Origin of the sequence: Shewanella aestuarii (genome assembly GCF_014647215.1) — a bacterium.
GTDB classification, from domain to species: domain Bacteria; phylum Pseudomonadota; class Gammaproteobacteria; order Enterobacterales; family Shewanellaceae; genus Shewanella; species Shewanella aestuarii.
In genome coordinates, this window is sequence record NZ_BMOT01000008.1 from 163,843 (window position 1) to 188,594 (window position 24,752).

The 24,752-nt window shown below is 39.6% G+C and carries 17 protein-coding genes; 11 read left to right on the forward strand and 6 right to left on the reverse strand.

The features are described 5' to 3' along the window. Window positions 1–4 precede the first annotated feature (4 nt). Window positions 5–532, reverse strand: a complete 528-nt coding sequence (locus IEY03_RS12960) for a VspR family transcription factor (RefSeq protein WP_188842351.1) — start codon at window positions 530–532, stop codon at window positions 5–7. Window positions 533–751: 219 nt separating this feature from the next. Here IEY03_RS12960 and IEY03_RS12965 point away from each other — a divergent pair, with 219 nt between their 5' ends. Beyond that, on the forward strand, window positions 752–1,063 hold the full coding sequence (locus IEY03_RS12965; protein ID WP_188842354.1) for a helix-turn-helix domain-containing protein: 312 nt from the start codon (window positions 752–754) through the stop codon (window positions 1,061–1,063). Here the strand turns inward: IEY03_RS12965 and IEY03_RS12970 are convergent. From IEY03_RS12970 to IEY03_RS12990, 5 genes are read right to left on the reverse strand one after another with little or no spacing between them, the layout of a single operon-like run. Continuing rightward, window positions 1,060–1,719, reverse strand: coding sequence for a Cap15 family cyclic dinucleotide receptor domain-containing protein (locus tag IEY03_RS12970; protein WP_188842356.1), 660 nt, complete (start codon window positions 1,717–1,719; stop codon window positions 1,060–1,062). The genes IEY03_RS12965 and IEY03_RS12970 overlap by 4 nt on opposite strands. A 4-nt stretch (window positions 1,720–1,723) precedes the next feature. Then, the gene (locus IEY03_RS12975; RefSeq protein ID WP_188842358.1) at window positions 1,724–3,073 is read right to left on the reverse strand and encodes a CBASS cGAMP synthase; all 1,350 of its coding nucleotides are present in this window, start codon (window positions 3,071–3,073) and stop codon (window positions 1,724–1,726) included. Between the two features lie 52 nt (window positions 3,074–3,125). Beyond that, complete coding sequence (locus IEY03_RS12980) at window positions 3,126–6,803, reverse strand: DEAD/DEAH box helicase family protein (protein ID WP_188842360.1); 3,678 nt, start codon at window positions 6,801–6,803, stop codon at window positions 3,126–3,128. Window positions 6,804–6,821: 18 nt separating this feature from the next. Then, window positions 6,822–8,033 (reverse strand): restriction endonuclease subunit S, encoded by a 1,212-nt coding sequence (locus tag IEY03_RS12985; protein ID WP_188842362.1) that lies wholly within the window; start codon window positions 8,031–8,033, stop codon window positions 6,822–6,824. Next, entirely contained in the window at window positions 8,033–9,640 is a 1,608-nt protein-coding gene (locus IEY03_RS12990; RefSeq protein ID WP_188842364.1) for a type I restriction-modification system subunit M, read from the reverse strand. Before IEY03_RS12990 ends, IEY03_RS12985 begins: the two co-directional genes overlap by 1 nt. A 266-nt stretch (window positions 9,641–9,906) precedes the next feature. Here IEY03_RS12990 and IEY03_RS12995 point away from each other — a divergent pair, with 266 nt between their 5' ends. From IEY03_RS12995 to IEY03_RS13040, 10 genes are all read left to right on the forward strand, one after another. Next, the gene (locus IEY03_RS12995; RefSeq protein ID WP_188842366.1) at window positions 9,907–11,133 is read left to right on the forward strand and encodes a TniQ family protein; all 1,227 of its coding nucleotides are present in this window, start codon (window positions 9,907–9,909) and stop codon (window positions 11,131–11,133) included. Further along, a complete protein-coding gene (locus tag IEY03_RS13000) occupies window positions 11,127–13,232 on the forward strand; it encodes a type I-F CRISPR-associated protein Csy2 (protein WP_188842368.1) in 2,106 nt (701 codons plus the stop codon). Before IEY03_RS12995 ends, IEY03_RS13000 begins: the two co-directional genes overlap by 7 nt. 9 nt (window positions 13,233–13,241) lie before the next feature. Continuing rightward, window positions 13,242–14,351 (forward strand): type I-F CRISPR-associated protein Csy3, encoded by a 1,110-nt coding sequence (gene csy3, locus IEY03_RS13005; protein ID WP_188842370.1) that lies wholly within the window; start codon window positions 13,242–13,244, stop codon window positions 14,349–14,351. A gap of 19 nt (window positions 14,352–14,370) precedes the next feature. Then, window positions 14,371–14,964: a type I-F CRISPR-associated endoribonuclease Cas6/Csy4 gene (gene cas6f, locus IEY03_RS13010; RefSeq protein WP_268239001.1), complete on the forward strand. Its 594-nt coding sequence runs from the start codon at window positions 14,371–14,373 to the stop codon at window positions 14,962–14,964. A gap of 521 nt (window positions 14,965–15,485) precedes the next feature. Further along, entirely contained in the window at window positions 15,486–16,721 is a 1,236-nt protein-coding gene (locus tag IEY03_RS13015; protein ID WP_188842374.1) for a hypothetical protein, read from the forward strand. Beyond that, entirely contained in the window at window positions 16,714–17,235 is a 522-nt protein-coding gene (locus tag IEY03_RS13020; RefSeq protein ID WP_229778325.1) for a helix-turn-helix domain-containing protein, read from the forward strand. Before IEY03_RS13015 ends, IEY03_RS13020 begins: the two co-directional genes overlap by 8 nt. Next, window positions 17,226–19,223 (forward strand): AAA family ATPase, encoded by a 1,998-nt coding sequence (locus tag IEY03_RS13025; protein ID WP_188842376.1) that lies wholly within the window; start codon window positions 17,226–17,228, stop codon window positions 19,221–19,223. The genes IEY03_RS13020 and IEY03_RS13025 overlap by 10 nt, the downstream gene beginning before the upstream one ends. A gap of 150 nt (window positions 19,224–19,373) precedes the next feature. Further along, entirely contained in the window at window positions 19,374–19,526 is a 153-nt protein-coding gene (locus tag IEY03_RS13030; protein ID WP_188842378.1) for a hypothetical protein, read from the forward strand. 1,003 nt (window positions 19,527–20,529) lie between these two features. Beyond that, the gene (locus IEY03_RS13035; protein ID WP_188842380.1) at window positions 20,530–23,223 is read left to right on the forward strand and encodes a TonB-dependent receptor domain-containing protein; all 2,694 of its coding nucleotides are present in this window, start codon (window positions 20,530–20,532) and stop codon (window positions 23,221–23,223) included. A gap of 467 nt (window positions 23,224–23,690) precedes the next feature. Then, window positions 23,691–24,596, forward strand: coding sequence for a DUF5694 domain-containing protein (locus IEY03_RS13040; RefSeq protein ID WP_188842382.1), 906 nt, complete (start codon window positions 23,691–23,693; stop codon window positions 24,594–24,596). The last annotated feature ends 156 nt before the right edge of the window (window positions 24,597–24,752 follow it).

Consider the following 24,752-nt stretch of genomic DNA (forward strand, 5'->3'; position numbering starts at 1 on the left):
AAAGTTACCCTTCCAGAGCACTAATACATGTTTCAACAGCTTTTATCTTGCCAAGCATTGATGAGCTTTCATTTCTTGCGGCCATATAGCGATCATAAAGGGCCTTTTTAGCTTCTGGGTAGGCTTTGAAGAGACGATTAAATTCTTCGGCTTCACCTATATGACTTAGAAGATCAATTTGATATTGGTTTAGAGTTGCTTTCAGATGTCTTAACACATCGATATTATTACTTTTTTGAAGCTCAATACTGTTATCTTGGTGGCGTGGTTTACTTGCTGTCAGCCTATTAATATCAAATGAGGATGTTTTTAAGAAAACGATTATATTTTTATCTTTACTGCGGCTAAAAAATCCAATGGTCAACATTTTTTTTAATGTTCGGTGTGCTATTTGACTCGCCTGTTTGCTAGTCATTTCCGGATGATGTTTAAAAAGCAGTTCTTTTAACCCTAAAGTAGAAAACTTTATTTGGTTTGCCTCTTTGAAAATATTAAAAAGAGTCTCATTGATTCGGATTTTTGATTCAGTCACAACACTTTACCAATTGTTATATATTTCAATAGTTAACCTGCTATTCCATGGTTTAGTAAATTATTCACTCCTTCTTTTTCTCGCATCGCTAAATGAGATTTTCGTTTAAATGAGTTAAAACTTGACAACGAACACCAAAAAGCTAAGGATTACTTAGTATACCTCAAAGGCAAAAACTAAGACAATCTAAGTTATCTAGGATCAGATGATGATGAATACGTGTCACAAAAACAGATTAATCCGCTGCCGCTTAGACTTAAGCAGGCAAGAAAAGCGATGGGTATTAGCCAAAAGCAACTTGGTATTCAATTAGGCATGGAACCAGGTACGGCTAGCGCAAGAATGAACCATTATGAGAAGGGTAAACATACCCCTGACTACACGACATTAAAGGCTATAGCCGATGAGTTAGGTGTGCCTGTAGCTTACTTTTTTTGTGAGTCAGAAACCACAGCACAGTTGCTGTGCTTGCTTGAAAAGATGAGTGAGGAAGAAAAAATAGCTCTGGTTGATATTATAACTAAACGTTAGTTTTCACGTCTTAGAGTAATATAACCAGCAGTGCTGTTATCTCGTTGCCAAGCTCTATTGGTCCAATAAGTACCCACAAGACTTATTTTGTTTGCTTCAAAGCAAACAGATAATTTTGCAGCACCATCGAATTTACTATCGTCCGTCGACAAAGGTTTTGGAACTATTGATTCAAATATGTATGAAACATAAAAGTTACCATCTCTTGGATCTTTATATATTTCACTCTGAACCACTGTACTTCGTTGGTAATTATCAAGTGATTTCAATCTAATATCAAAGCCAATAAAGTCGGCTTTGATCTCCATTTCAACCTGTTTCTCTATTGGATTTCCTTGTTCATCTTTAAAGCTAGAAACAACATGCCCAGACCATTTCCCATTTAAATTTGGGCACACGTTCTTATCTAATAAATCGCCCAATTTAGGGATGTGCCAAATTGCTTTCCAACCCCACTTAGCAAGTAACCAAATTATACCAAGAAAAATTATTGATGCTGCCCCTGAGTATGCGGACACCTCAATTAAGTTATTTATACTTAGCGTTACAACAAAATCTGTATCACCCAACAAGATAATTACAGTAGATAACAATAAAATGGAGAATACAAACGCTAGGGCTTTAAATAGCCCAAATTTTGGGAGAACTTTCCACATAGTATTATCTCCCTGGTCCATAGATTTTACGAGGAGGATTTCTTGAAGGCCTTGTAATAGCACTAACGATTACTTTTATAAATTTAGCGCCTAAAATTTGGCTATTAGCTTCAATTAAACATTCCATATAATGAGTACCTCTATACCCACAATGTTCTTCACAAATATCATTAAGCTTAAAAGCTCTTAAGTGGCCTAAATCATTGGCGAGTGATGCTTCTTTTTCTTTGTTTCTAACCATCCACTTCACCGTTGAATTTGCTGGGTAACTTGCGAAGTTAGTGATAGAAAAAGCCAAATTCTCACCTAGAAAACCGTAAATAATTTCCGCAGATGAGTCTTCTAAAAAACGATTATCTCGATCTGTTTTTCGGATATTTATAGATGGGACAGTCGTAAGTGCGGGGAAATTTGTAACAGGCACTAATTCTTCAATTTCAGCAAAAGGAGGGTATATATGCTCAAAAACTGATGACCAAAAAGGATGTGCTTCAGTGGCTGATCTACTGTTATTTGCACCTTTAAGGCTATTGAGCAATAGTGTTAGTTGCTCGCTTAGTTTGGTTTTATCTTCATTAGTACCATCGATTAAGTCATCGCCATTAATTGGACTAAGAATTTTATTATTAGCTTTCAAGTAGTGGAGTAGATTAGCTGCATTTTGAACAAAGACATCATCATCTTGTTCGAAGTCAGCGAATGTATTGGCAATGAAAACCGTTATAGCAATCGATGGAAGCTTAACGGTTTTGAGTGCAACCCAAGTTTTAATGTTTTTAATGCATCTTCTTAATCGTGCTTTTTTTTCTGTTGGATATGTACTTATTTTATTGTCGAACCAGTCTTGTAAAGATTTAGGATCGCTATCAATCCAGCCTGATTTCTCTGTTGCTAAGCGGCAGATCTCCGTCTCTTTAACAAAATAATAAAGTGGAAGATCAATATGAAAGCTGCCAGGAAAGCAAACTCTCTCACAGTTAGGCTTTGATTCAGCTAAATTGGCATCATCATTAGCGGCACAATAGCGCAACAATACAGAGCGAAGAATAGATTTAGCATCATTTGCTTGAATCCCTTGTGACTTGGCATCAAACATTAAATAAACGCCAGCATCAATGTCAAATTCCTCGTTTATTCTGACTGGTCGAATAAGAGTGTGGTTTTTATATGAGCCTTGAAGACAATACCCTACTGGTGCTCCCAGCTTATTAGATAATTCACTCTTTAAATAAGCGAGCAAATGATTTTTTTTAGAACGCGCGTAATCCATTTGCTCTGCTAATAGCGTAACGCGTTTATTTAATGTTTCTTTATCCTCATTTGAGGACATAAACATGTTTGCACTTTTTCCCATGAAATCCTTTTCCTTTATTATTCGGTTTGAACAAGTTTGTTATTTTTATTAATCAAGCCGTCATAGGCTTTTCTTCCACAACCACCGCATTGGCATTCACTTTACGTATCACACCAAACAGCTCTACCACTTTACCTTCATCAAAAAAGCCGTAGGCGCTTTCGCCGTGGTAATCGGTAAATGGCGGTTCAAATATTTGTGCCATATCGAGTACGCCATTGTGAACAAGGTAATCGATAACTTGGTCAACAAAGTTGATTTGCTCGGCGTTGTATATACCGTCGTCTAAAAAGCTGCTGAAGGCTTCTTTGGCTGCATTTAAGTCTAGGCCTACCAATTGGCGAATAAATGCGCCTAAGGGCTTCTCCTGCAATATTTGATGGCGATAAGCCTCTACGTCACTCATGCCGCTAGCATCCAGCAGTAACCCATCAAGTACGTCTAAGTCGGCTTGGGTGATTGGCTTATTACGTTTTAGTTTTTGAATGGTTAACTGATCTTGATGGTCTTTAATATACAGCTCTATTTTTTTACGATATTGCGCCAAATCCATCGTCGGATTTTGAAAAACATCAGTAACGTTATGTACGCCTTGTACGTCATCTTCAAAGTTGGTGTACACCATCTCTTTTTTGTCTTTGTCTAAAGCGAACATTAAGTTGCGTAAACGTTTACGCATATCCTCTAATGTCACGACATGAATATCTTGCCAAAACTCATTGGTTTGAATGTCTTGGATTAACTGCAATTGAGCCTGTACAGCAGGAATAGATGTTTTTGCCTCCAGTTGCTGAGCAAACTCCATCACTCTTAATCGGCTTGGTTCTGGCACCATGCCTTTTTCTAGCAAGGCCAATTGCATGGTTAAGATGATATTGTCAAAACGGTTCGATAAGTTATTGGGCTGTTCATCTTGGTTAAAGGCTTCTGCCTCTGTGGGCAGCACAGATACATGGCTTTCTAGTTCAGTAAACTTGGCATCATCAATATTATCCCAATAAGTACGATCTAAAAATGGCTCAACGGATTGGCGTTTTGGCCTAACAATAAAGTTATCTAGGTTCATACCTGTGACTTGGTGATGCAACATATCAAGTTGGTAATTATTTAAGCTCCGCAGTAACTCACAGTCCTCAGGGTGCTTGTCTTGATAGCTTTCATCTTGCAGGCGATCATTTAATAAGGTGCTTAATTGCACTCGTTTTTCAAACACCTGCTGCATAACTGGCTTTGCTATCCCAACAGGTAAACCTTCTGGGTTAGCATCAAAGTATTCAAAGTTTTGGCAGTAATCGAATACTTTAAAGGTGGTTTTATGATTGCTAGGACCAAACAGGTCTTTGCATAAACGAGTACCACGGCCGATCATTTGGGTGAATTTTACCTTAGAGCGGATAACCTTAAAGAACACCAAATTAACTACTTCGGGTACATCAATACCGGTATCGAGCATGTCTACTGAAATCGCAATCCGGCAGGTTGGGTTTTTCGGGTCAAAGTCTTTACGATTGTTTTCATCACCGCTAAATTCATCAATTAAGCTTTGGGCGTAGGTTTCTTTGTAAGTTATGACTCGCGCTAATTTTCCAGTCCATTTAGGGTAGTTTTTATTGAATATTTCTTGCAAAAATAATGCATGTGGTTCATTTGCGGCAAAAATGATGGTTTTACCAATCACATCGCCACCTTCAACATGAATGCCGCCGAGTTCGTCCTTACTCATTAATTGAGCAAACATCTTATCAGCAGTGTCTTCGTTGAATAAAAATGTGTTTAATTCTGATGGCAGCACTTCTTCGCGATCCGTCAGTTCAGCTTTGTCTTCCCACTCTTGTTTTTCTTCATCCGATAATTCTTGGTACTTAACCCCATCACGTAAAAACTTAGTCGCAACTGATATTTTGGTCGGCGGGACTAAGTATTTTTGGGCGTAGGCTTTTTCATCTTCATAGGCGTAGGTTGGCATGCCTTTTTGTAAGTCAAAAATGCTGTAGGTATCTTTTTCAACTTCATCTTTTGGGGTGGCGGTTAAGCCCACTAACAAGCCGTCAAAATACTCAAAAATTTGCCGATACTTTGAATACACCGAACGGTGGGCCTCATCGACAATGATTAAATCAAAATGGCCCACGCCAAATGGGCGCTCATCTGCACCTCGGTCGAGTAGGTTTTTCATGGTGGGGTAAGTGGCAAAATACAAACGGCTTTCAATGCTGTCCTTGCTTTGGCCAGAGCTTAAAATAGAACAACTCACACGCGGCAGCAGTTTAACGAAGTTCTTTTTCGCTTGGGTGAGTAAAGCATTGCGGTCGGCTAAAAATAAGATGTTTTTAATCCAATCGTTTTTAACCAGCAAATCGACCAGGCTTATCACGGTACGGGTTTTACCTGTACCTGTAGCCATAACGAGCAGTGCTTTGCGCTGATGTTCCAGCTCAAAGTGTTGCAAAATATGGGTGATGGCCGCTTTTTGATAATGGCGGTTGGTGATGTCGTTATTGATCTCAAGGTTATCCGTTTCAACCAGCGGGGTGTCATTGCCGGTTATAAAAAACGCTTTGCGATTGTTGCGGCGCTTTATCATTAACTCAAGTTCAGCCTTGGTATAAAAACCTTGTACCTTACGTGGCGGATAAAAATAGTCATCCCACAAACGGGTTTCATAGCCATTGCTGTAAAATATCACCGGGCGCACGCCACACTGCTTTTGTAAGCAATCGGCATACAGTTTGGCTTGCTGTTGGCCATCTTCTGGGCGGCGACTGGTTCGTTTGGCTTCTACCACCGCCAGGGCGGTGCCATCATCACCCCACAGCACATAATCCACAAAGCCATTCCCATTGGGGTTAGCGGTCGATATTGGCATGCTGTTAACCGGATATTCGCGGTCGCGCGCTTGGTTTAAAGGCCAGCCCGCCTCATTAAGCAGGGCATCGATTAAGTAATGGCGGGTTTCGGCTTCGTTATAATCGTGGGTATCAAGTTGTGTTTCTGCGCTTTGTTTGGCTTTGGCGATTTGCTCAAGCAAGGCTTGGTTTTCGGCCTTTAACGCGGCGTTTTCACTCAGCTGTTGCTGATACTCATCACGCTTAACACTGTCACTTTCTGCCAGCTGTTTTTCTAGCTCTTGCACCCGCTTAATGCTGCTCATCGCCTTAGTCACAAGGCCTGCATCAATGGCAAGCTTGTGGGGGATTAATGCTTCATCAAACGGCGCAACGGTAAATTGCTTTCTGTCTAACGCTTTGTTGCCAAAGTCTGGCGTATAGGTGCGAACAAACCAATACAGCACATGGTGCAGCTCTTTTACCGATTGTAAGGCATCACGTTGTGGCAAAGCGCTTTTGCCGTGTACGGCCTCATTACCAATTTTGATGATCAGTTTAAGCTTAGGGAACAAGTTACTGCTTAAGTTTTGCTTAAAGCCTTGCTCATGGATAAGCGACATTAAGGTTGCATCATGGCGTGGCCGTGTTAGCCAGTTGTCTATGTCAAATACGGTTTCAACCATTAGCTCCAAGGCGTTACGGGCATAAAAACCGGCAATACGCGGATCGGTTTTTATGTTGGCTTCAGCGTTTTTGGCACGCAGCTGTATTTCAGCACAGCGCATAGAATACAGATCATTGCCTGTTCCGCTTGCAATCGCCACGTCCATAAAGTCAAAATTGCTCATGCCAAAAGCGCCTTGAGCGGCTGTGGATTCTGGAGGTTGGATCGTATCTGACATGTAAGTTCCTTTTACATCTTATTGGGTATTAGCGTTATCGAGATTAAGTTCGCCATTGAAGGCTTTTTGCATTAGGGCGTTGAAGTTATTTTCATATAGAGTAGCTTCTGCTTGTTGAGTGGCCGTCATATTCCTCATTGTGATAACAGCTTTAATAAATTGATCTTGTTGTTGAATGCTTGGCACAATAATTTTTAAACCCAATAAGTCGGCCATATCTATGCGCTTTGTTCCATGAGCTGCCGTTGAAATTATACTCAACAAATGAGAATGCATGCTTGATAGTACTGCTAATAAAAATTCACTCTTAATCGAATTACATTTTACGGTTAAAGCTTTAATATCTTGATTAATAGAGAGGTTTTTACGCGTTATGGCTAAGGGGACTGTGTGCACTAAAATCATACCGCGCACAACTATTAGTATTGAATTTAAAGGGATTTTTTTGAGGTTTGTTTCGGTAAACACTATTTCATTGACATGATCAATTGAGTCGTATAATTCTGGAACCTTCATATCTTTTGGAGAGACCCACGGTACATTTCCAACCCAAAAGTTATCATTAGATTTAGATGGCGTTGCCCCACTCAATACTGAAACAAGTTCTCTTAGTGGCTTAGAATCAAAACCTCTAGGATTAGTCACTGGATCACCAAACATCTCAATAAACACGGATTGTGCGAGGCTGTTTAGCTCTTGCTCCATTAACTGGCAGTCTTTACGCAGTTGGTCGGCTTTTTCTAACACCGCCGCAATTTGCTTTTGGGTTTCGAGTGGTGGGAGTGGGATTTTGAACTCAGCTAGTTCAGAAGCCCTAATATTCTTAATATTCGCTCCATCTGAAGCTCCAGACCAGTTTCTAAAAGTTGGTGTACATAAGAAATAATAGAGATAGCTAGGAACACATTTAGTAATATCTGGCCTTACTCCTGAACAGAAAGCTCCAAAAGATCCAATCCAATCCTCACTTGCTTTTGCACATTTCCCAACCAAACTAGAACTTCCAGAGGACATACACATTATGATGTCATTCTTTTTGATAATCTGATTTTCTTTAATTTTTTCCTTTGGAACCCAAATTTGACCTTCATCTACTAATAGTTCACTTTGAATACTACCAGCACGAATAACAGGTAAACGGTCTTTCTCTGGTGTTGATGAACCATCAGCTTTAGAGAAAGTAATTCCCCTTACAATTTCAGCTATTGCATCCAAAGCAATAAGTTTCATCACAACAATTTCTCCAACTCTTGCACACCCTTCGCCATCTTCTCTTGCAGGGTTTTAATTCGCGCTAAAATCTCTTTTGGTGAGTCGTACTGCACTTCTTCGTACACTACTTCTTTGTAGCGGTTGAGGCTTAAATCACAGTCATTAGCGATAATGTCAGCCACGGGCACCATAAAGCTTTGTTCGGTGGTTTTACGGCTGTGCTCTGGGCTGGCAAGGTTGGGCGTGCCATCGGGATTAGTTAGGCTAGCGTAACGAGCAATGATATCGGCGATATTACTTTGCTCGTGAGTTGGTTCAACTCCATCTTTAAACAGTGGTGTACGTTTGTCGTCAAGCGAGAAACCATCAGCTTGCATGTCGTAAAACCACACCTTGTCGGTGCCGCCTGAGTTGGTTTTAGTGAAGATTAAAATGGCGGTGCTGACACCGGCATAAGGCTTAAATACCCCTGATGGCAATGAAATCACCGCTTCGAGCTTTTGCTCGTTAACGATTTTTTCGCGAATGCTTTTGTGGGATTTAGTTGAGCCGAATAACACCCCGTCTGGTACGATAACCGCTGCGCGGCCACCGACTTTGAGCATGCGTAAAATTAATGCTAAAAACAGTAACTCAGACTTTTCGGTTGGGCCCTTGGTTTTAACTTCAACTTGGGTTTCTACACCGTTTTCGTCAATTTCAGTTTTGTACTTTACGGCGGCTTTTTTGGCGGCAGGGTTTTTGCCTAAGGCGCGCAGTAAGTCAGGCGCAACGATGTCGAAATCGACCGAGCCTTTAAACGGCGGGTTAGCCAAAATTAAGTTGTAAGCCTCACTGATATTGGCATCGCCTTGGTCTTGTAAGCTGTCGCGATACAGTACGCTTGGGTTTTCAATACCGTGCAGTAGCATGTTCATGGCGCCTATACGCAACATGCTTTTGTCAAAGTCGAAACCAGTGAACATGGCATTGTTCACATGTTTGCGGTTTTCAGGCTTGTTGACCTCTTGCTTGTAGTTGTTTTCAACGTATTCAAGCGCCGCCATTAAAAAGCCGCAGGTGCCCGATGATGGGTCACAAATGGTGTCGCCTAATTTAGGCTGCATTAACTCAACCATCATTTGAATGATGTTGCGCGGGGTGCGGAACTGGCCGTTTACACCCGATTGCTGCAACTTGCTGAGCAGGTATTCGTATAAGTCGCCTTTGGTGTCTTTGTCGTCCATGTTGATGGCGCTAAGCAGCTGCACTACTTGGTCGAGCAACTTAGCTGACGGGATCATAAAGATGGCGTCTTTCATGTGCTCGGCAAAGCTACCTTCATTGTGTAGGGCTTTGATTTTTGGAAACACCTGATTTTGGACTATATCCATCATCACGTTAGGGTCTTTATCTTTAAAGTTGTTCCAGCGCAGCGCTTGCTCGTCAGGGCCAAAGGTTGGGTTAGCAATAGGAATGCCAGTGGCCTGTGCGCGGCGCTCAGCGGTACGTTGTAGTTCGTCTAAACGGCGAATAAATAACAGATAAGAGATTTGTTCGATTACCGAGATAGGATTGGCGACACCGCCGGTCCAAAACATGGTCCACACTTGGTCGATTTGATTACGTATTTTGCCTGTTAACATTGATTCTCTCTTGGGGATACAGTACTACACATCAAACTTTTAGCGATAACTGAAGTGTGTACGTGAGCTTGGCTATCTATTTAGCTTAAGCCTTTAAAAAATTGGTTTTATCATATCAGCAAAAAATGGTTGTGATATGGTTTTTGGTCAAGTTTTGGTGCTGATTCATACTATTTCATCGGTATATAAACATGTTTGAAGGGTTTCTTGTCATTTTAGATAAAAGCTTATAAAGTAAGCTAAGACTTCCTTAGTTTTGGTGTTTCATGCATTTAAGATTTTCTCCTAAACCAGGTGCGTTCAATGATGAATCGCTTGAAAGCTTCTTGCTACGGGTAGTAAGTGAGAGCGTTGTTGATTTTTATGAGGGACTAGCCTTTGCTATAAGGGAAGAGCTTTATGAGCTTGATTTTGAGGCCCATGGTGCATTCCCTATCGAACTCAAACGCCTTAATGTTTATCACGCTAAACATAACAGTCATTTCAGAATGCGGGCATTAAGTTTGCTTGAGTATCTTCTAGATTTACCTTCATATGAATTACAAAAACTAGCTTTATTACGCTCTAATAAGACATTTGTTGGGGGGATGACGGCCGTGCATCGCAATGGTATTGATATTCCATTGAGTTTTATTCGTTATGCTAGCGAAGATGGTGTTGACGCTGTACCAATTTGCCCAGAGTGTTTACAAGAAGAGGCTTATATTCGCCAAGCTTGGCATTTGAAACCGATTAGAGCATGCGCAAAGCATAAATGTGAATTAGTCCATCAATGTCCTGAGTGCCAAGAGCCTATTAATTACATCGAAAATGAATCCATTGATCGCTGTGTTTGTGGTTTTGAGTTTATAAAGGCATCAAGCGCTAAAGCTTGCCAACAAGATATTAAATTATCGGGCTGTTTAATAAGTGGTGATACCTCATCGAACACTCCTCTTTTCTCAGCTTTATCTGCAACTCATAGATTTGCAGCGCTTGCTTGGCATCAAAAACGTTACCCTGAAGAACATCAATATATTGATGCTATTGAGTATTTTGAAGCGTGGCCGGATAACTTTTATCGTGAATTGGATATGATAACGAGTCATGCAGATTTAAGGCTGGTGAATTTATTTAATAAAACAGCGTTCAAGTTTATTTATGGGGACTTGATTTTGCAGTCTCAGTGTATTCAACCAGAAGAAAAAGAGCCTCATTTTATTCATTTAGCATTGATGGAATATTTACACAATTTAGTTGAGTCACACCCTAAATCCAAAAAGCCTAACGTTGCGGATATGCTTGTAAGTGTTGCTGAAACTGCGGCTTTGCTTTCAACCAACTATGAGCAGGTATATCGCCTTTATCAGGATGGCGTTTTATCTTCAGGTTATCGCCACAAAATGAAACAGCGGGTTGCCCCTCATGTTGGTGTGTTCTACTTGAGGCAGGTTATTGAGTATAAAGCGAGTTTTGGCGCTAATGGACAAGGAGTGTATTTATCATCATGGTAGATATGGTGACATTACAATCTTTATTAACTATCAAAGAGATTGAGGAGCGTAATAATGCTTTGAGAAGAGCATTTGCGCCGTATACCGATGACATAGATGTAACGGGTAATGAAGCAGATGCATTAATGATATTGCTTAATCTGACTTATCCTAAAAAGTTGGTTAAAAGTTTGCTTGATAAGCGACTAGCTAAAAAAACGCTAAGAAATGAGCAACACATTGATTTTTGTATTGCTGAAGTAGCTTGGTTGCATACCCACAATTTAAAGTACCCTGATATTCGTGTCAGTAAGCAGAGGTTAATCGCGGCGGCTCCTGTTTTGCACCCACAAGTGTTGAGCAGTGCTAATTTCAATCAAGTCCTTGGTTGGTCCCATGATAGCGCTAAAGTAAACTTGGCAAAGTTATTTGGTGGCCATTTTATTTGGCAGGGTAATGTTTGTTGCCTTGCAACTTTATTATCAGACCCCCCTAGGGTTTGGAAAGAGGCTTTTAAAACACTAGGCATGCCAGTGAAAGACTTTTTAAATCTGTGCGGCAGAGTTAAAGGCTTTTTACCAGATGCGGATGCCCCTAGCTTAGTCGATAAGTTCTCTAATCAGGTTAGAATGCCTTATCGAGATAGATACTTGGCTATAACGCCGGTAGTTAGTCATGTGCTTCAATCTGAAATTCAAAAAGCGACAATTGCTAAGCAAGCTAAATTTACTCATGTCGAATTTACTCGTCCTGCTTCTGTTGGCGATTTGTCTGCCTCCCTTGGCGGTAATGTAAGAGTGTTAAATTATCCACCCAAAACGAAATACTCTGAATTTGGGTTAAGTGATTCAATGTTGGGTAAGATTCAAAATGGTCAGTCAGCTTTAAATCATAGTGCTCTTCATCAATCTAAATTTGTTCAAGCTTTGGAAGGGCTTTTATCTTTGCCTTTCGCATTGGCGTTAAAACAGCGCAGGCAGCAAAAGGTGGTAAGTTATAGGCAAGTAAGGTCTACATTGTCTGAATGGCTTGCTCCGCTATTAGAGTGGCGATTAGCAGTAAAAGATAATCCGGTTCAGTTATCGAAACTTGAGACAATTAACGGTACGTTTGAATATTCCTTTGTCACCATGGGGGATGAACAGTTAACAAATTTACTAACGCCGCTATTTAGTCAATTAAACAGTGTGTTATCTCACTCTAATCTGGTTGGTAAGTATGCCTTTCATCAACAATTGATGACGCCCCTTAAAAGTAGCCTTAAATGGTTGCTTGTTAATTTATCTAACGAATCTAGAGTATTGTCAGCTTCCTCTGATGACGAGTCTCAACAACGTTATTTATATTTGAAGGGGATACGGGTATTTGATGCACAAGCCTTATCCAATCCATACTGTTCTGGTATTCCTTCATTAACGGCTGTTTGGGGCATGATGCATCATTACCAAAGATGCTTAAATGAGTTACTTGGTTCGCAACTTAGAATGACCTCTTTTTCATGGTTTATTCGTCACTATTCAGCAGGAGAAAGTAAAAAATTGCCTGAATATGGTATGCATGGCCCAAAAGAAAATCAATTTAGAAGAGCTGGCATTATAGATAATAAGTATTGTGATTTAGTGTTTGATCTTGTTATTCATATTGATGGTTATGAAGATGATTTGAATAAGTTAGATTCTTCATCAGATGTTTTGAAAGCCTGTTTCCCTGCAAGGTTTGCTGGAGGTGCTATGCAACCTCCTGAACTTAACTCAGTCAATGATTGGTGTGAGTTATATGAGTCGGAAGCTTTGTTGTATTCAAAGTTGAGGCGCTTACCTGTATCTGGAAAGTGGATTATGCCGACTAGATATTCAATTGCGAGTCTTTCTGACTTACTGATTTTATTGAAACAGAATCGTTTGTTGCACCCTGTTATGTATGGTTATCTTTTGTTAGACGCTCCTCAAAAAAGAACTAACGCCTATGAGCCTTTGCATTGTTATGCTGAATCAGCAATAGGATTAGTTGAGTGTGCCAATGCAATTGATATAAGGTTGCAGGGTATGCAGAATTATTTCCGGCGAGCTTTTTGGATGCTCGATATAAAAGAGAGTTCAATGCTTATGAAACGGATTTGAGGTAACGATATGGAACTGTGTAACATCTTAAAATATGATCGCTCTTTGTATCCTAGTAAGGCCGTTTTCTACTATAAAACGGAAGAAAAGGATTTTATTCCGCTGCAAGCTGATATCAGTCATATACGCGGTCAGAAAGCTGGTTTTACCGAAGCTTTCACTTCAAAATTTGAATCTAAAAACTTGCAGCCTCAAGATTTAGCTTATTCTAATCCTCTTATTATTGAAGAGTGTTATGTGCCTCCAAATGTAGAGCACTTGTATTGTCGATTTTCATTGAGGGTAATGGCAAAGTCGCTTAGGCCATCAGGTTGCAGCAATCCCGAAGTTTTTGCTTTACTTGAAGAGTTGGCCATCACTTTCCATGAGTGCGGGGGTTATCAAGAGCTAGCGAAGAGATATTGCAAAAACTTGTTATTGGGAACTTGGCTATGGCGAAATCAAAATACAGGTAACACTCAAATTGAGATTAAAACTAGCTCGGGCAATTTTTATCAAATAACCAATACTCGTCAACTTGATTGGGGGAGTCGTTGGCCCAAGGATGCACAACAGGTTTTAGATGAGTTAAGTCATGAGCTTCATCTTGCCTTAACTGACCCCAAGGTATTTTGGAGCGCTGATATTACAGCCAAAATAGAAACCGTTTTTTGTCAGGAGATTTATCCAAGTCAGCTCATGATTGATAAGGACAAAGGCGAAGCTTCAAAGCAATTTGCTAAAGTGGAGTGTCTTGATGGGCTTAAAGCTGTCAGTTTTAACTCTGTGAAGATTGGCGCTGCTCTACAATTAATTGATGATTGGTGGGGTGAGGATGCGCATAAACGGTTAAGGGTTCATGAGTTTGGAGCGGATCAAGAGTTTATTGTTGCTAGGCGTAGCCCTGAATCTATGCGCAGTTTTTATGCTTTATTTGTAAAGTCAGAGCATTATTTAGATGAGTTAAAAAAGCAATTGTTGGCTGCTGAAGTATACATATCTTCAGATATCTATTATGTATTTGCAGTTTTGATTAAAGGTGGAATGTTCCAGAAAAAAGCCGAATCTAAAAACACCGAGACTGAAACGAAAAAAAAGGCGGGTACTACACGGAAAGCCTATACCAAGGAGAAAGCTTAATATGCAGAGGTATTACTTCATGGTTAGGTATGTGCCAAATGAAGCCAATTTAGCTTTGTTGACTGGACGTTGTATATCTATCATGCATGGTTATATCGGCAAGCATGATATTAAAGGTCTTGGGGTCAGTTTTCCTGCTTGGTCTGATAAATCAATTGGGAATGTAATTGCTTTTGTTCACTCTAATGCTGATGTTCTGAAAGGGTTACAGCGTCAGACTTATTTTCAAGACATGAAGGATTGCGGTTTTTTTAAAGTAACTAATGTAGAGTCTGTGCCAGAAAGTTGTGGCGAGGTTAGATTTAAGCGTAATCAAGCCATTGCAAAGTTATTCGTTGGTGAAGCTAGACGTCGGTTAAGGCGCTTGGAACAAAGGGCGTTGGCCAGAGGTGAGACCTTTAATCCTTTAAAGAAGAGTGAAGCAAAAGAAGTTGATGTATTCCATAGGATTGCAATAAGTAGTCTCAGTAGCCAACAAGATTATTTGCTACATATTCAAAAAAATATGCCAGAGAAGCAAACTGAACCAGTGTTTAATCGTTATGGTTTTGCAACAAACCAAAAGTTTAATGGAACAGTTCCGGATTTATCTAACTTGCTCGATAGTGTTTAACCCTTTTTTTAAGTGCTTAGTAAGTTATTGAAATATAGCTTTAATAATTGTGTCGGGTTTATGATGGTATTTAGTAGTATTTCATTTTTAAGTGTTGATTTTATACAGTTATTTTTGGTATGTTGATTGTGACCTGCCGAATAGGCAGCTACAAATTCATTTTCTAGCCGCATCGAAATCAACAAATAGTGACCTGCCGAATAGGCAGCTACAAATCGAGAAAATCGGGACTTTCGAGTTGATTTAGATACACCTGCCGAAAAGGCAGCCAAACCTCTCCTTGCGATAGCTCAAGGGGAGGTTTTTTATTTTTAATGTTTTAGATTTTTTTAGCTGCTTTGGGGTTTTAATAAGTAGAGTTCTAACACACTTCTGCCCCAAAAATGAGTTAGAGTTAAGTCTCAATAGAGCTAGGAGCGGACATCGAACTATCTAACCTTGCAGAGGAAATATAGCTGGGGATTAACTTTTAAAGAGTGATCGTGTACATTGGCTAGATTAAATTAAGATGACACTTTTTTATGGCAGTAGAGACTATCGATAGAGAAGCTGGAGACTCTGGCAAAGGCTTTAGATTACAGCTAATAAGGGCGATTAAGCTCATGCTGCAAACGATTCATCAGGATAGAAACACTGTATTTTTTACCGCGGTGGAAAATCTCGAAGATGTTTCCCATCAGACTATTGTAGATGGAGAAGTCAATAATTACTTCGAAGAAGACAAGAATTATGACCTGAATGGGAATTTCACAATTTTTAGCTCTCCGGTTATAAATACGTTGGTCAGTTTCTATGACATATATGTAGCTCAATTTCGCACCAGTAACAGCGTTTATTTGGGTTTTTACACGACGAGGGATGTCGGTAAGGAAAGAAAATCCAAGCTCAATAGCGGCAAAGAAATAACGCTACCAAAAAAACCAATTTTAGAAATTCTTCAATCGTTGGATGAAGTTCCAGACACAACTATTAAATTAGTAAAAGAAATTCTTGTTGAAGAGTACGCATCCCAATATAAAGAAAAGTCTAAATCAGGAAACTTAGAAACGCTTCAGGGGCTAAATGTTGATAGGTTTAAAGAGTTTTTGAGGACAATATCATGGCATTTTGGTCAGGAAGATGAAGATGCCCTCAAGCAGACAGTTTTAAAGGATATTGAGAATTCACCCCTTCACAACAATACGCATATAGGCAAGGAAAATATAATATTTTGTTTGTTAATGGATAAGCTGAGCGCAAAACAAAATAGTAAAAACTTAGTCGATAAATTAGTTCATAGTTCAGATGTAAAACTAATTTTTAAAGAAGCAGAGTCTCAAATTCCAGACGAAAGTATAGATCCTACGTGGCGCTATATCGCTGAGCTTGAAAAGGATGTGACCGACAAGCGAAATCTGAAAGAAAAAGTGCTTTCAGTAATAGAGGATATTTCCGAACGTCGAATTAGACAGTTAGCAAGAAAAGCAAGTGGCTCTAAGTATGAAGAGCGTGAAGCGGACAAGTCTTTTTTGTCTTTGAAGTATCGTGTTTTTGACGCTTGTGAAGAATATTTTTCAGGTAATGAGTATGTAGCCCCTGAAAGTTGCAGTGACTTGGATGCTGTTCTTCAAACGCTCTTATCTAAAGCGGTAGAAGATATTTCTAAGCTAAAGACCGATTACAGATATACGATTTCTAATGATAAAACAATAGAAGGCATTATTTGGAATTTGTTTGATGGGTGTTTTTTGGCTTTTGATGAGTTTAGTGATGAGTGATATAAGTACAAAGAAAAAGCTAATGTACCTAAGCGGTGAAGATTTCTATCTTTATTGCTATTCCGTTTTTGTTATTTTGGATTCCTTAGGTTGTAGTGATGGGAAATATTTTAGAGACTATAGGAAGTTAGCTTTTTTAACGGACATTATCAGTGATGATAAAACAGTCTATGTGGTTTCTCATTCTTCAGGAGAAAAACTGAATCCTAAAGATTATGAGTGTTTACTTGACAGCTATTCGAATGGATTGACCCGAAGAAGTGAAATTCTTAAGTTGTTGTTTGTTCTTGAGAAGAAAGGCTATGTGAGTTTGAATCGAGGTAAAGCACAAGAAATTGACGTCACTTTGACTAAAGATAATCTTCCCAATGACTTTTTGAACAGCAATGTTTTCGAGTCGGAATCTAAGAATATAAAAAATATATCAAAGAAAGTGGGACGGTTGGGATCGCTAACTCTAGATACCATGTTAAGTAAAATTTATGTTGAAAATGGAGTTCGAACATGGGTCTGATGCGAGTTAATAAGCTTGTTTATGAAGGAAGCAAGTATTTTTTCGAGTCTAGAGAGTTCGATGAAAATATCATCCTAATTGAGGGTGATAATGGAACAGGGAAAAGTACCTTTTGTAATTTGATTTATTTTGCATTGGGTGGAGAGGTTCCAATATTTCGAAGAAATAATGATAAGCGCCACGATGAAATAACTTCTGATAGCGATAACTATGTTGATCTTTATGTCTCAATCAATGATGGCAGCTATTTGCTTAGGCGCTACTTTGGAGATAATGAAATAACAGTAATCCCCTATGAGCGGGTGGTTGAGAAGATATATTCAGAAGATAGAAAGACTTTACTTGAAGAGAAGGTTGGATTTTCTCTTTCGGAAGATAAGACTGAAATATATCCCGTAAACAGAAGCAAAGATGCATACGTTTTTTCTGACTGGATTCTCGGGAAATTGGGAATATCTGTGGTCGAGCTTTTCCATGGATATAATACATTTAAGATTAATATATCAGACTTGATGCGGCTGATTTATCACGACCAACAGCCGAACCCAGAGGGTATTTATAAAAAGCCAGATACTAATTCAACATATGTTTCTGATTCTGAGTTGGTTCGAAAAGCTATTTTTGAACTCTTAGTCGGTAAAGCTTATTCTGATTACTACGACTCTATTGTAGAGGAAAAGAAGCTGTCGAGAGAGAAAAACTTGGCTAAAGCGGTTGTGAATGAGTACACGCTTTTAGCCGACAAAATGCGAATAAATGGCGAGGCTAAGAATGTCAGCTTTTTACAGAAAGAAATCTCTGATAAAGAGCAGCAAATTGACAAGTTGCATGATGCCAGACAGGCATTCAAGCGTAATCGAACTGGATCAAATCCGATTAATCAAGATATTGAGTCGTGCAAGTCAGAATTAATTGATCGTGAACTTAGATTAAGCCGATTAAAAGAAAATCTGGTTTCAGCTCTCGATGAACGGTACAAATTAAACGTAGTTAGAAATGAATCAGCTTCAGAAATTAGACGTATTGAAAAAGTTATTTTTTCCCACGATCAGCTAAACCTTTTTACATCTGATACTTGCCCATACTGCTTAAGTCACGTGGATCGTATGGAAGGGCATTGTGTTTGTGGCGCTTCGATAGAAGAAGAACAATATGAGAGGTTTTTCTACACATCTAAAGAGTATAAGGATATTCTGAAAACGAAACTTAAGGCACTCTCAACAATTAAAACCGCATATGATGATTGTGACTCTGAAGTTCAAGAGACTAAAAAAGAAATTGAGTTGGAAGAGAAAAAGTTGGTGGCTTTGCGTGAAAAGCTACAAGAAATGCTTGGGCGGGTCGATGAAATTGTTGACATTGAAAGCCTAAATGATATTGATGATAAAATATTGCAGCTTAGAGAAGATGTTGCGAATTTGAATCGATTGTTAGAGATTGAATCAAAGCTGGAACGTATCCAAAAAGATTTTGATTTGGTTAGCTCCAAAGCAAAAGATGCTGAGTTAAAAAGGAAAGGACTTGAGATTAAAGCTCAACAGGACGTAACTTCGAAGGTAAATGCGTTTAGTAAAAAGTATGATGAGTTGATGAAAAATACTTTGCCTGATTGCAGATCGGCAAAGATTACGCTTGATAACTATTTGCCTTCAATTAATGATGGTCTCTACCGGGAAACAAGTTCACTTGTTTCAATTCGAATGATGTACTTTATCACTCTCATGCAATTAGCTTTGTCCGATGAGTCAGTGACATTCCCGCGCTTTTTACTTATTGATACACCTGAAACTGCTGGAATCGAATTAGAGCATCTGATTAACTGTATTCATCAGTTGGAAGAATTGAAAAATTATGGAGTTGACTTTCAAGTTATCATTTCGACAGGTTTGAATAAGTATCCCGAGTCATTAAAGGACAACCGTGTACTCTTTATGCCTGATAAGCAAAAGGAGCACATGCTCTTGAAAGAGAAGCTCCTTTCTAAGTAAGTCATGACTTCATTCAACTAGTTAGTATGATTAGTTGCTGAGGGGCTGCTATTGGCACTGAGCCGTCCTTTCGGCTCAAACTCATTTTGTCCAGAAATAAGTTAGAACATCTCTAATTAGTGGCCAGTATTTATTGGCCATGGAAGCTACTTGGATTCTTTTCAACTTTTTTCTACTGATAAAACAATTAAAACAAAAGTGTCAAAAGAAATTTATGAAAAAATAAAACATGATGCAGATTACCTAAATGTAGGAGTAGATGAATTGCTTATTATTATGATAAATAATTTTTATGAAAGATGAAGAAGAATAACAAACAGATGAATAAGCTCTAGCTTAAAAAAAGTAAAAGTCATAACTGTCACAACTAAACTGTACTAGCTCAGACTTGATCTGACAGTTACCCATTTTAAACGGTGTCTGTCAAAAGTGAGTTACTAAGAGGTATGCTTTCAGTTGTAATAAAATGACAATTCATAATTATAGTATCTAGGTGCAGTTCCGATTTGTCAGTCTATGGGTACATTTTATGTCAGAGTATGGTTATATCTTTTCGGTAAGTTATTGAAAGCTGAGAGCTGCCTATGTCAGACTTTGCTTCCAGCGACAAGTAATTTGTTGCAGCAAGCATACCGCGTCTAACAGCGGATATGTTTAACACGGGTAGATCCTCTTGATGATTTGTAAAACAATCACTAGGGAATTTATCGAGCTTTGATTTTATAGAGGCGAGCTTGCTGTGTGTCACCCTTGTGACCGCAGCAAAGTTTGCTTTTCCATTCAATTGAGCGAGTCGTTCCATGCACCGAGAGCATAGTACGATAGGCAATTTTCACTATGTTATCTCTGTATTAATTATGCTGTCCTGCTTGACGATTATTGCCAAACCAAACCAAACCAAACCAAACCAAACCAAACCAAGCCAAACCAAGCCAAACCAAGCCAAGCCAAACCAAGGGATAAAATCCCTTTCGAGTAAGCATTCTGATTATCTTTTACATTTATTCATAAAGATTACACTTTAATTAAATTAAAAATAAGTGATTATTTATTCGTCATATTTTTCTCGCCTAATCATTTTTCATTGCTAAAGCAACGTTAACACTCCAGCCATTTATCTAGTTCGATACAAGTGATGAATTTTTATTCTATTTAATTGCGATTCGAGTCATTCACTCTTAATTTTGTATATTGCATACAATATATTGTATGTGATAAAAGTGTTGCCGTATTGTAATGTCGCTGTAAGTGTTACCGCGCCAGAGAAGCAATAAGCCTATAAAAAAATTATTGGGAGAATGGAAGCATGAAGTTTAATAAAATAGCTAAACTGGTGAGTTTGGCTTGTGGTGGTCTCGCCGCATTATCTCTGCCAGCACATGCCGTAGAGGCTGAAACAGACAGCAATGTTGAGCGCATTGAAGTGACAGGTTCGCGCCTTAAGCGTGTTGATATGGAAGGAGCTAATCCTGTCACTACGATTACCGCTGACGAAATGGCAACCGCTGGTTTTTCTACTGTGGGTGACGCACTAAGGGCATCGACATTGAACTCATTTGGTTCTTATGGTGGTACGTCGAACAATAGTTGGTCGTCGCAGGCAACGATACAGCTTAAGGGGGCCGATGCGAGTCACACGCTTACTTTGCTTAATGGCAAGCGTATGGCAAAGTCGCCTGTGCTAGGTGGTGGTGCGACGAATATTAATACCATTCCAACTGCCGCCGTTGAGCGTATTGAGATTTTATCGGATGGGGCATCAGCCATTTACGGTACCGATGCAATAGCCGGTGTTATTAACATTATTTTGAAGAAAGACTTTGAAGGCGTAGAAGTTAAATTACGTGCAGAGGAGCCTGATGCTGAAGGCGGTGGAGACAATCACTCTGCATCATTTACGGGAGGCTTAAGCTCTGACAAAGGCCATTTGATGTTCACTATTGAGCATTTCAAAAAGTCAGGCATTTTATTTGCTGATCGCCCTTATACCGCGGCACATGTCAAAGATGGCGAAGACCCGACTGATTTCAGAAGTTGGATTGGCTTAAGTCAAACTGGCCGTACTATCGATATGGGGCCTAACGGAGGTTGGGAGTATCAAACACCGTTTACTAATGCAGGATTAGATTGTAAAGATGTCTATGGTGATAATTTCACCGGACCGCTAAATGACAGTAACTACGGCGGTGAGACCTCTTGTGCCTACGACTACACTAAGGCCGCGTATAATGATGTTGATCAAGAGCGCACCTCTACATTGATTAACTACAATTATGACTTTAGCGATGATATTCAATTAACAGCTCGTGCTTACTGGGCATCAAACACAACGACGGATGTATCTGCTCCTATTCCTGGGTATATCGTATTCCCACAAGCAATGCCAGCATACACGACTTCTGCTGGACTAGACCTACGTGCTGTTCCTGAAGGTGGTGCCATGCTATATCGCTTTGATACTGCGGGTAATCGTGTTCGTGAGAGTACAGACAACATTTATGATTTTCTAGTTGGGCTAGACGGCACTACAGACAGCTTTGATTGGAATACCTCTGTGTCATATAACAAATATGATGTATTTAAGTGGGGAACGGGATACCAATTAAAAGGTGCAACCACTGATTTGGTTGGAGCATGGAATGATGACACCAATAGTTTCGACGGCTGGGATCCACGCGATCCTAATTCAAAAATGCCAGGTGGTGCGACGGCTAACTCTGACGCGCGTTTAACCAGCAGTGCCTTAGAGATCGATGGTGGTTTGAGCTTCGAACTATTTGAACTTTCAGGGGGAGCTACAGGTTTATATCTTGGTGCTTCATACCGTGAGGAGGCGTTAGACTCTCAAGTTGATGCGTTAGATGAAGCGGGTTTGATTGCCGGGGGCAGTGGTGGCGCGGGTGGTAGTGGTGATCGTGATGTGAAAGCGGTATTTATGGAAATGGTTTTCCCCGTTCTTGATAACCTAGAAGTTAACCTTGCAGCACGTTACGATGAATACTCTGACTTTGGTGGCACCTTTAATCCGCAAGTCTCGCTACGATACAACGTATTAGAACCTTTATTGTTAAGAGCGTCGTGGGGAACAGGCTTTAGAGCACCAACCTTAGAAGATCTTAATCAGTCAACCAGTGTTGGCTATAACAATGTGACCAACTACCTTAAGTGTTATGAAGATGGTTTGGGGATCGATGGTTGTAATATCGTCGATAACGTACCCGTGTCTATTGAACGTAACGAGAACTTAGGGCCTGAAGAGTCAGAAAGTTATAACTTCGGCATGGTGTGGGATATTGCTGATAGTTTTAATATGACGATGGATTATTGGTCACTAGAAACGACAGGACTGATTGGCTCATTAAACAACAGTGAAATTACTCGCACTCAAGCTGAATTGTGGAAATCTGCCGATGATGCTGGGCAACCACGTCCTGATGTGAGCGCCATTTATCCTGGTACTTCCATATCGCAAAATGGTGCTGGCAAGTTAACGGCGATGACGAATGTATTGCAAAACATTGGCTTAAGTGAGCGTCAAGGACTTGATACTAAGTTCGCAGCGACTTTTGACTCAGAAGTGGGTGAATTTAAGCTAGGTCTTGCTTGGTCTCACTATTTAAAATACACAGATTCTAGTCCTGAAGCCGGAGTACAAACGATTTCACGCAACTGGAGTGGCACCCAAGACTATCCAGATGATCGAGTTAACTTTTCAGCAAACTACTTGGTCGGCGATCATAGTGTCTATTATCAAGCTGACTATGTGGATAATCAGTCAACTACCGATATTAATGATGATGGTTCAGGTTATGAGATAGATTCTTTGATCTATCATACCTTGAGCTATTCTTATGCGACGTCATGGAACAGTACCGTTTCAGCGGGTATCAACAACCTTACAGATGAACAACCAAGGTTTGATGCGTACGGCGGTTATAACGGCAGTATTTATGACATTATCGGTCGTTCATATTGGATGTCATATAATCAGCGATTTTAAGCTTGGTTAAATGATTTAGTGAACAGGGGAATGTGTTAATAAGCTGCTCTTCTAGAGCAAAATATTTCCCTTTTTCATCGGTCTGATGGCCGGTCAATAACCCGTGTCACTGTGACATTCCGTTATCGGGATGTCACAGCATTGCGATAACGGATGGTTATTGCGTGGTATCGTCACATCGCCTTCACTAACAGCATGTTGTTATGGCTTAAATGCCTCCAATCCTCCTAGTCTCCAAAAATAAACGTGTAAATTCTAGCCGAACCCTTCTGGCAGCCTTTGTGGTTAATTTCTACTACGTTATCGGCTTTTTATGTAGGCCAGCTACATGTCAAAGCCTCTGTATTGTATAACTTTCCCACAAAGTGCTGTAAAAATCAGCTTAAATGGGCAACAGACCCTAGTACTCATGAGCCAATGTTTGTTAATTTAATCAAATAAATAATTTACGACAGGATTGACTACCAATGGTTGCAAAATTTACGTGTTCTTTCTTTTTTAAAACCAATTTGTTGGTTGTTTTTTATGCTCTATTGGTAGTCGGTTGTAGTAATGAATTCAATCAATCCCTTGCTGATTCAGGCCGCAATGAAACTTTGGGGGCAACGGACAAAATTAAAGTATTAAATATCGGCAGTTTTCATTTTGGTGAAACCAGTGATGCTCAAAAAACGGATTTTGACGAACATGATGCTCAGAATCATGCTGAAATCAGGCATATTTCTCAATTAATCTCTCGATTTAAACCAACAATCGTTTGCCTAGAGTTTTTGCCTGAAGACCATCTGGGCATGAATCAAGCTTATCAAGCTTTTTTAAAATCGCCGTCACGGTTGGATACCACTTATGGCGAGTTAAGTATGATAGGTTTTGACGTCGCTAGATTAAATAATCTTAGTAAAGTGTACGGTATCGATAATCACATGGGCTATAACTATAGCCTTGGTGATTTTATTGAACAAAGTGCAGATTTAGAAAATGCTATTGATCGTGACACTTACTTAATGTTGACCAATGAACCGTTTAAATATTCAAAGACACTTAAAGCGTTAAATGATCGTTATGATCAATTGTCATTATTAGAAAAGCTACAAGTGACAAACTATCCAAGTATGCTTGATTACATGCTTAACGCTAATGCTGATAAGTTATTTTATGTGGGCATTGATGATGGCTTTGAAGGGGCTGAACAGGCCGCGCAATTCTACCTTAGAAATATGAAAATTTATTCCAATCTTAATCGTATAAAAATGACCCCAAATGACAGAGTCTTAATCCTGATGGGATCAGCACATACAGCTATGTTAAGAGAGTTTATTCGCCGCAGCCCCAAATTTGAGATGGTTAACACTAATGAGTATCTAGTGGATTAGAATTTATCGTAATGCCACGACCGCACATTTTTGCAATGTAAATAATAAAGGCCTACTGACACTCGGCATCCTCGCTTACATTGCGCTACATTATGCTTCATGCAGCCTGCTACAAATGAACAATAAATTTAGGGGATGGATAAACTCGATTTTTGG

What these genes read in the sequence shown, in the direction of transcription:
- IEY03_RS12970 (WP_188842356.1), bottom strand. Translation starts at nt 1,719, where the DNA reads ATGTGGAAAGTTCTCCCAAAATTTGGGCTATTTAAAGCCCTAGCGTTT.
- IEY03_RS12975 (WP_188842358.1), bottom strand. Translation starts at nt 3,073, where the DNA reads ATGGGAAAAAGTGCAAACATGTTTATGTCCTCAAATGAGGATAAAGAA.
- IEY03_RS12980 (WP_188842360.1), bottom strand. Translation starts at nt 6,803, where the DNA reads ATGTCAGATACGATCCAACCTCCAGAATCCACAGCCGCTCAAGGCGCT.
- IEY03_RS12985 (WP_188842362.1), bottom strand. Translation starts at nt 8,033, where the DNA reads ATGAAACTTATTGCTTTGGATGCAATAGCTGAAATTGTAAGGGGAATT.
- IEY03_RS12990 (WP_188842364.1), bottom strand. Translation starts at nt 9,640, where the DNA reads ATGTTAACAGGCAAAATACGTAATCAAATCGACCAAGTGTGGACCATG.
- IEY03_RS12995 (WP_188842366.1), top strand. Translation starts at nt 9,907, where the DNA reads ATGCATTTAAGATTTTCTCCTAAACCAGGTGCGTTCAATGATGAATCG.
- IEY03_RS13000 (WP_188842368.1), top strand. Translation starts at nt 11,127, where the DNA reads ATGGTAGATATGGTGACATTACAATCTTTATTAACTATCAAAGAGATT.
- csy3 (WP_188842370.1), top strand. Translation starts at nt 13,242, where the DNA reads ATGGAACTGTGTAACATCTTAAAATATGATCGCTCTTTGTATCCTAGT.
- cas6f (WP_268239001.1), top strand. Translation starts at nt 14,371, where the DNA reads ATGGTTAGGTATGTGCCAAATGAAGCCAATTTAGCTTTGTTGACTGGA.
- IEY03_RS13015 (WP_188842374.1), top strand. Translation starts at nt 15,486, where the DNA reads ATGGCAGTAGAGACTATCGATAGAGAAGCTGGAGACTCTGGCAAAGGC.
- IEY03_RS13020 (WP_229778325.1), top strand. Translation starts at nt 16,714, where the DNA reads ATGAGTGATATAAGTACAAAGAAAAAGCTAATGTACCTAAGCGGTGAA.
- IEY03_RS13025 (WP_188842376.1), top strand. Translation starts at nt 17,226, where the DNA reads ATGGGTCTGATGCGAGTTAATAAGCTTGTTTATGAAGGAAGCAAGTAT.
- IEY03_RS13035 (WP_188842380.1), top strand. Translation starts at nt 20,530, where the DNA reads ATGAAGTTTAATAAAATAGCTAAACTGGTGAGTTTGGCTTGTGGTGGT.
- IEY03_RS13040 (WP_188842382.1), top strand. Translation starts at nt 23,691, where the DNA reads ATGGTTGCAAAATTTACGTGTTCTTTCTTTTTTAAAACCAATTTGTTG.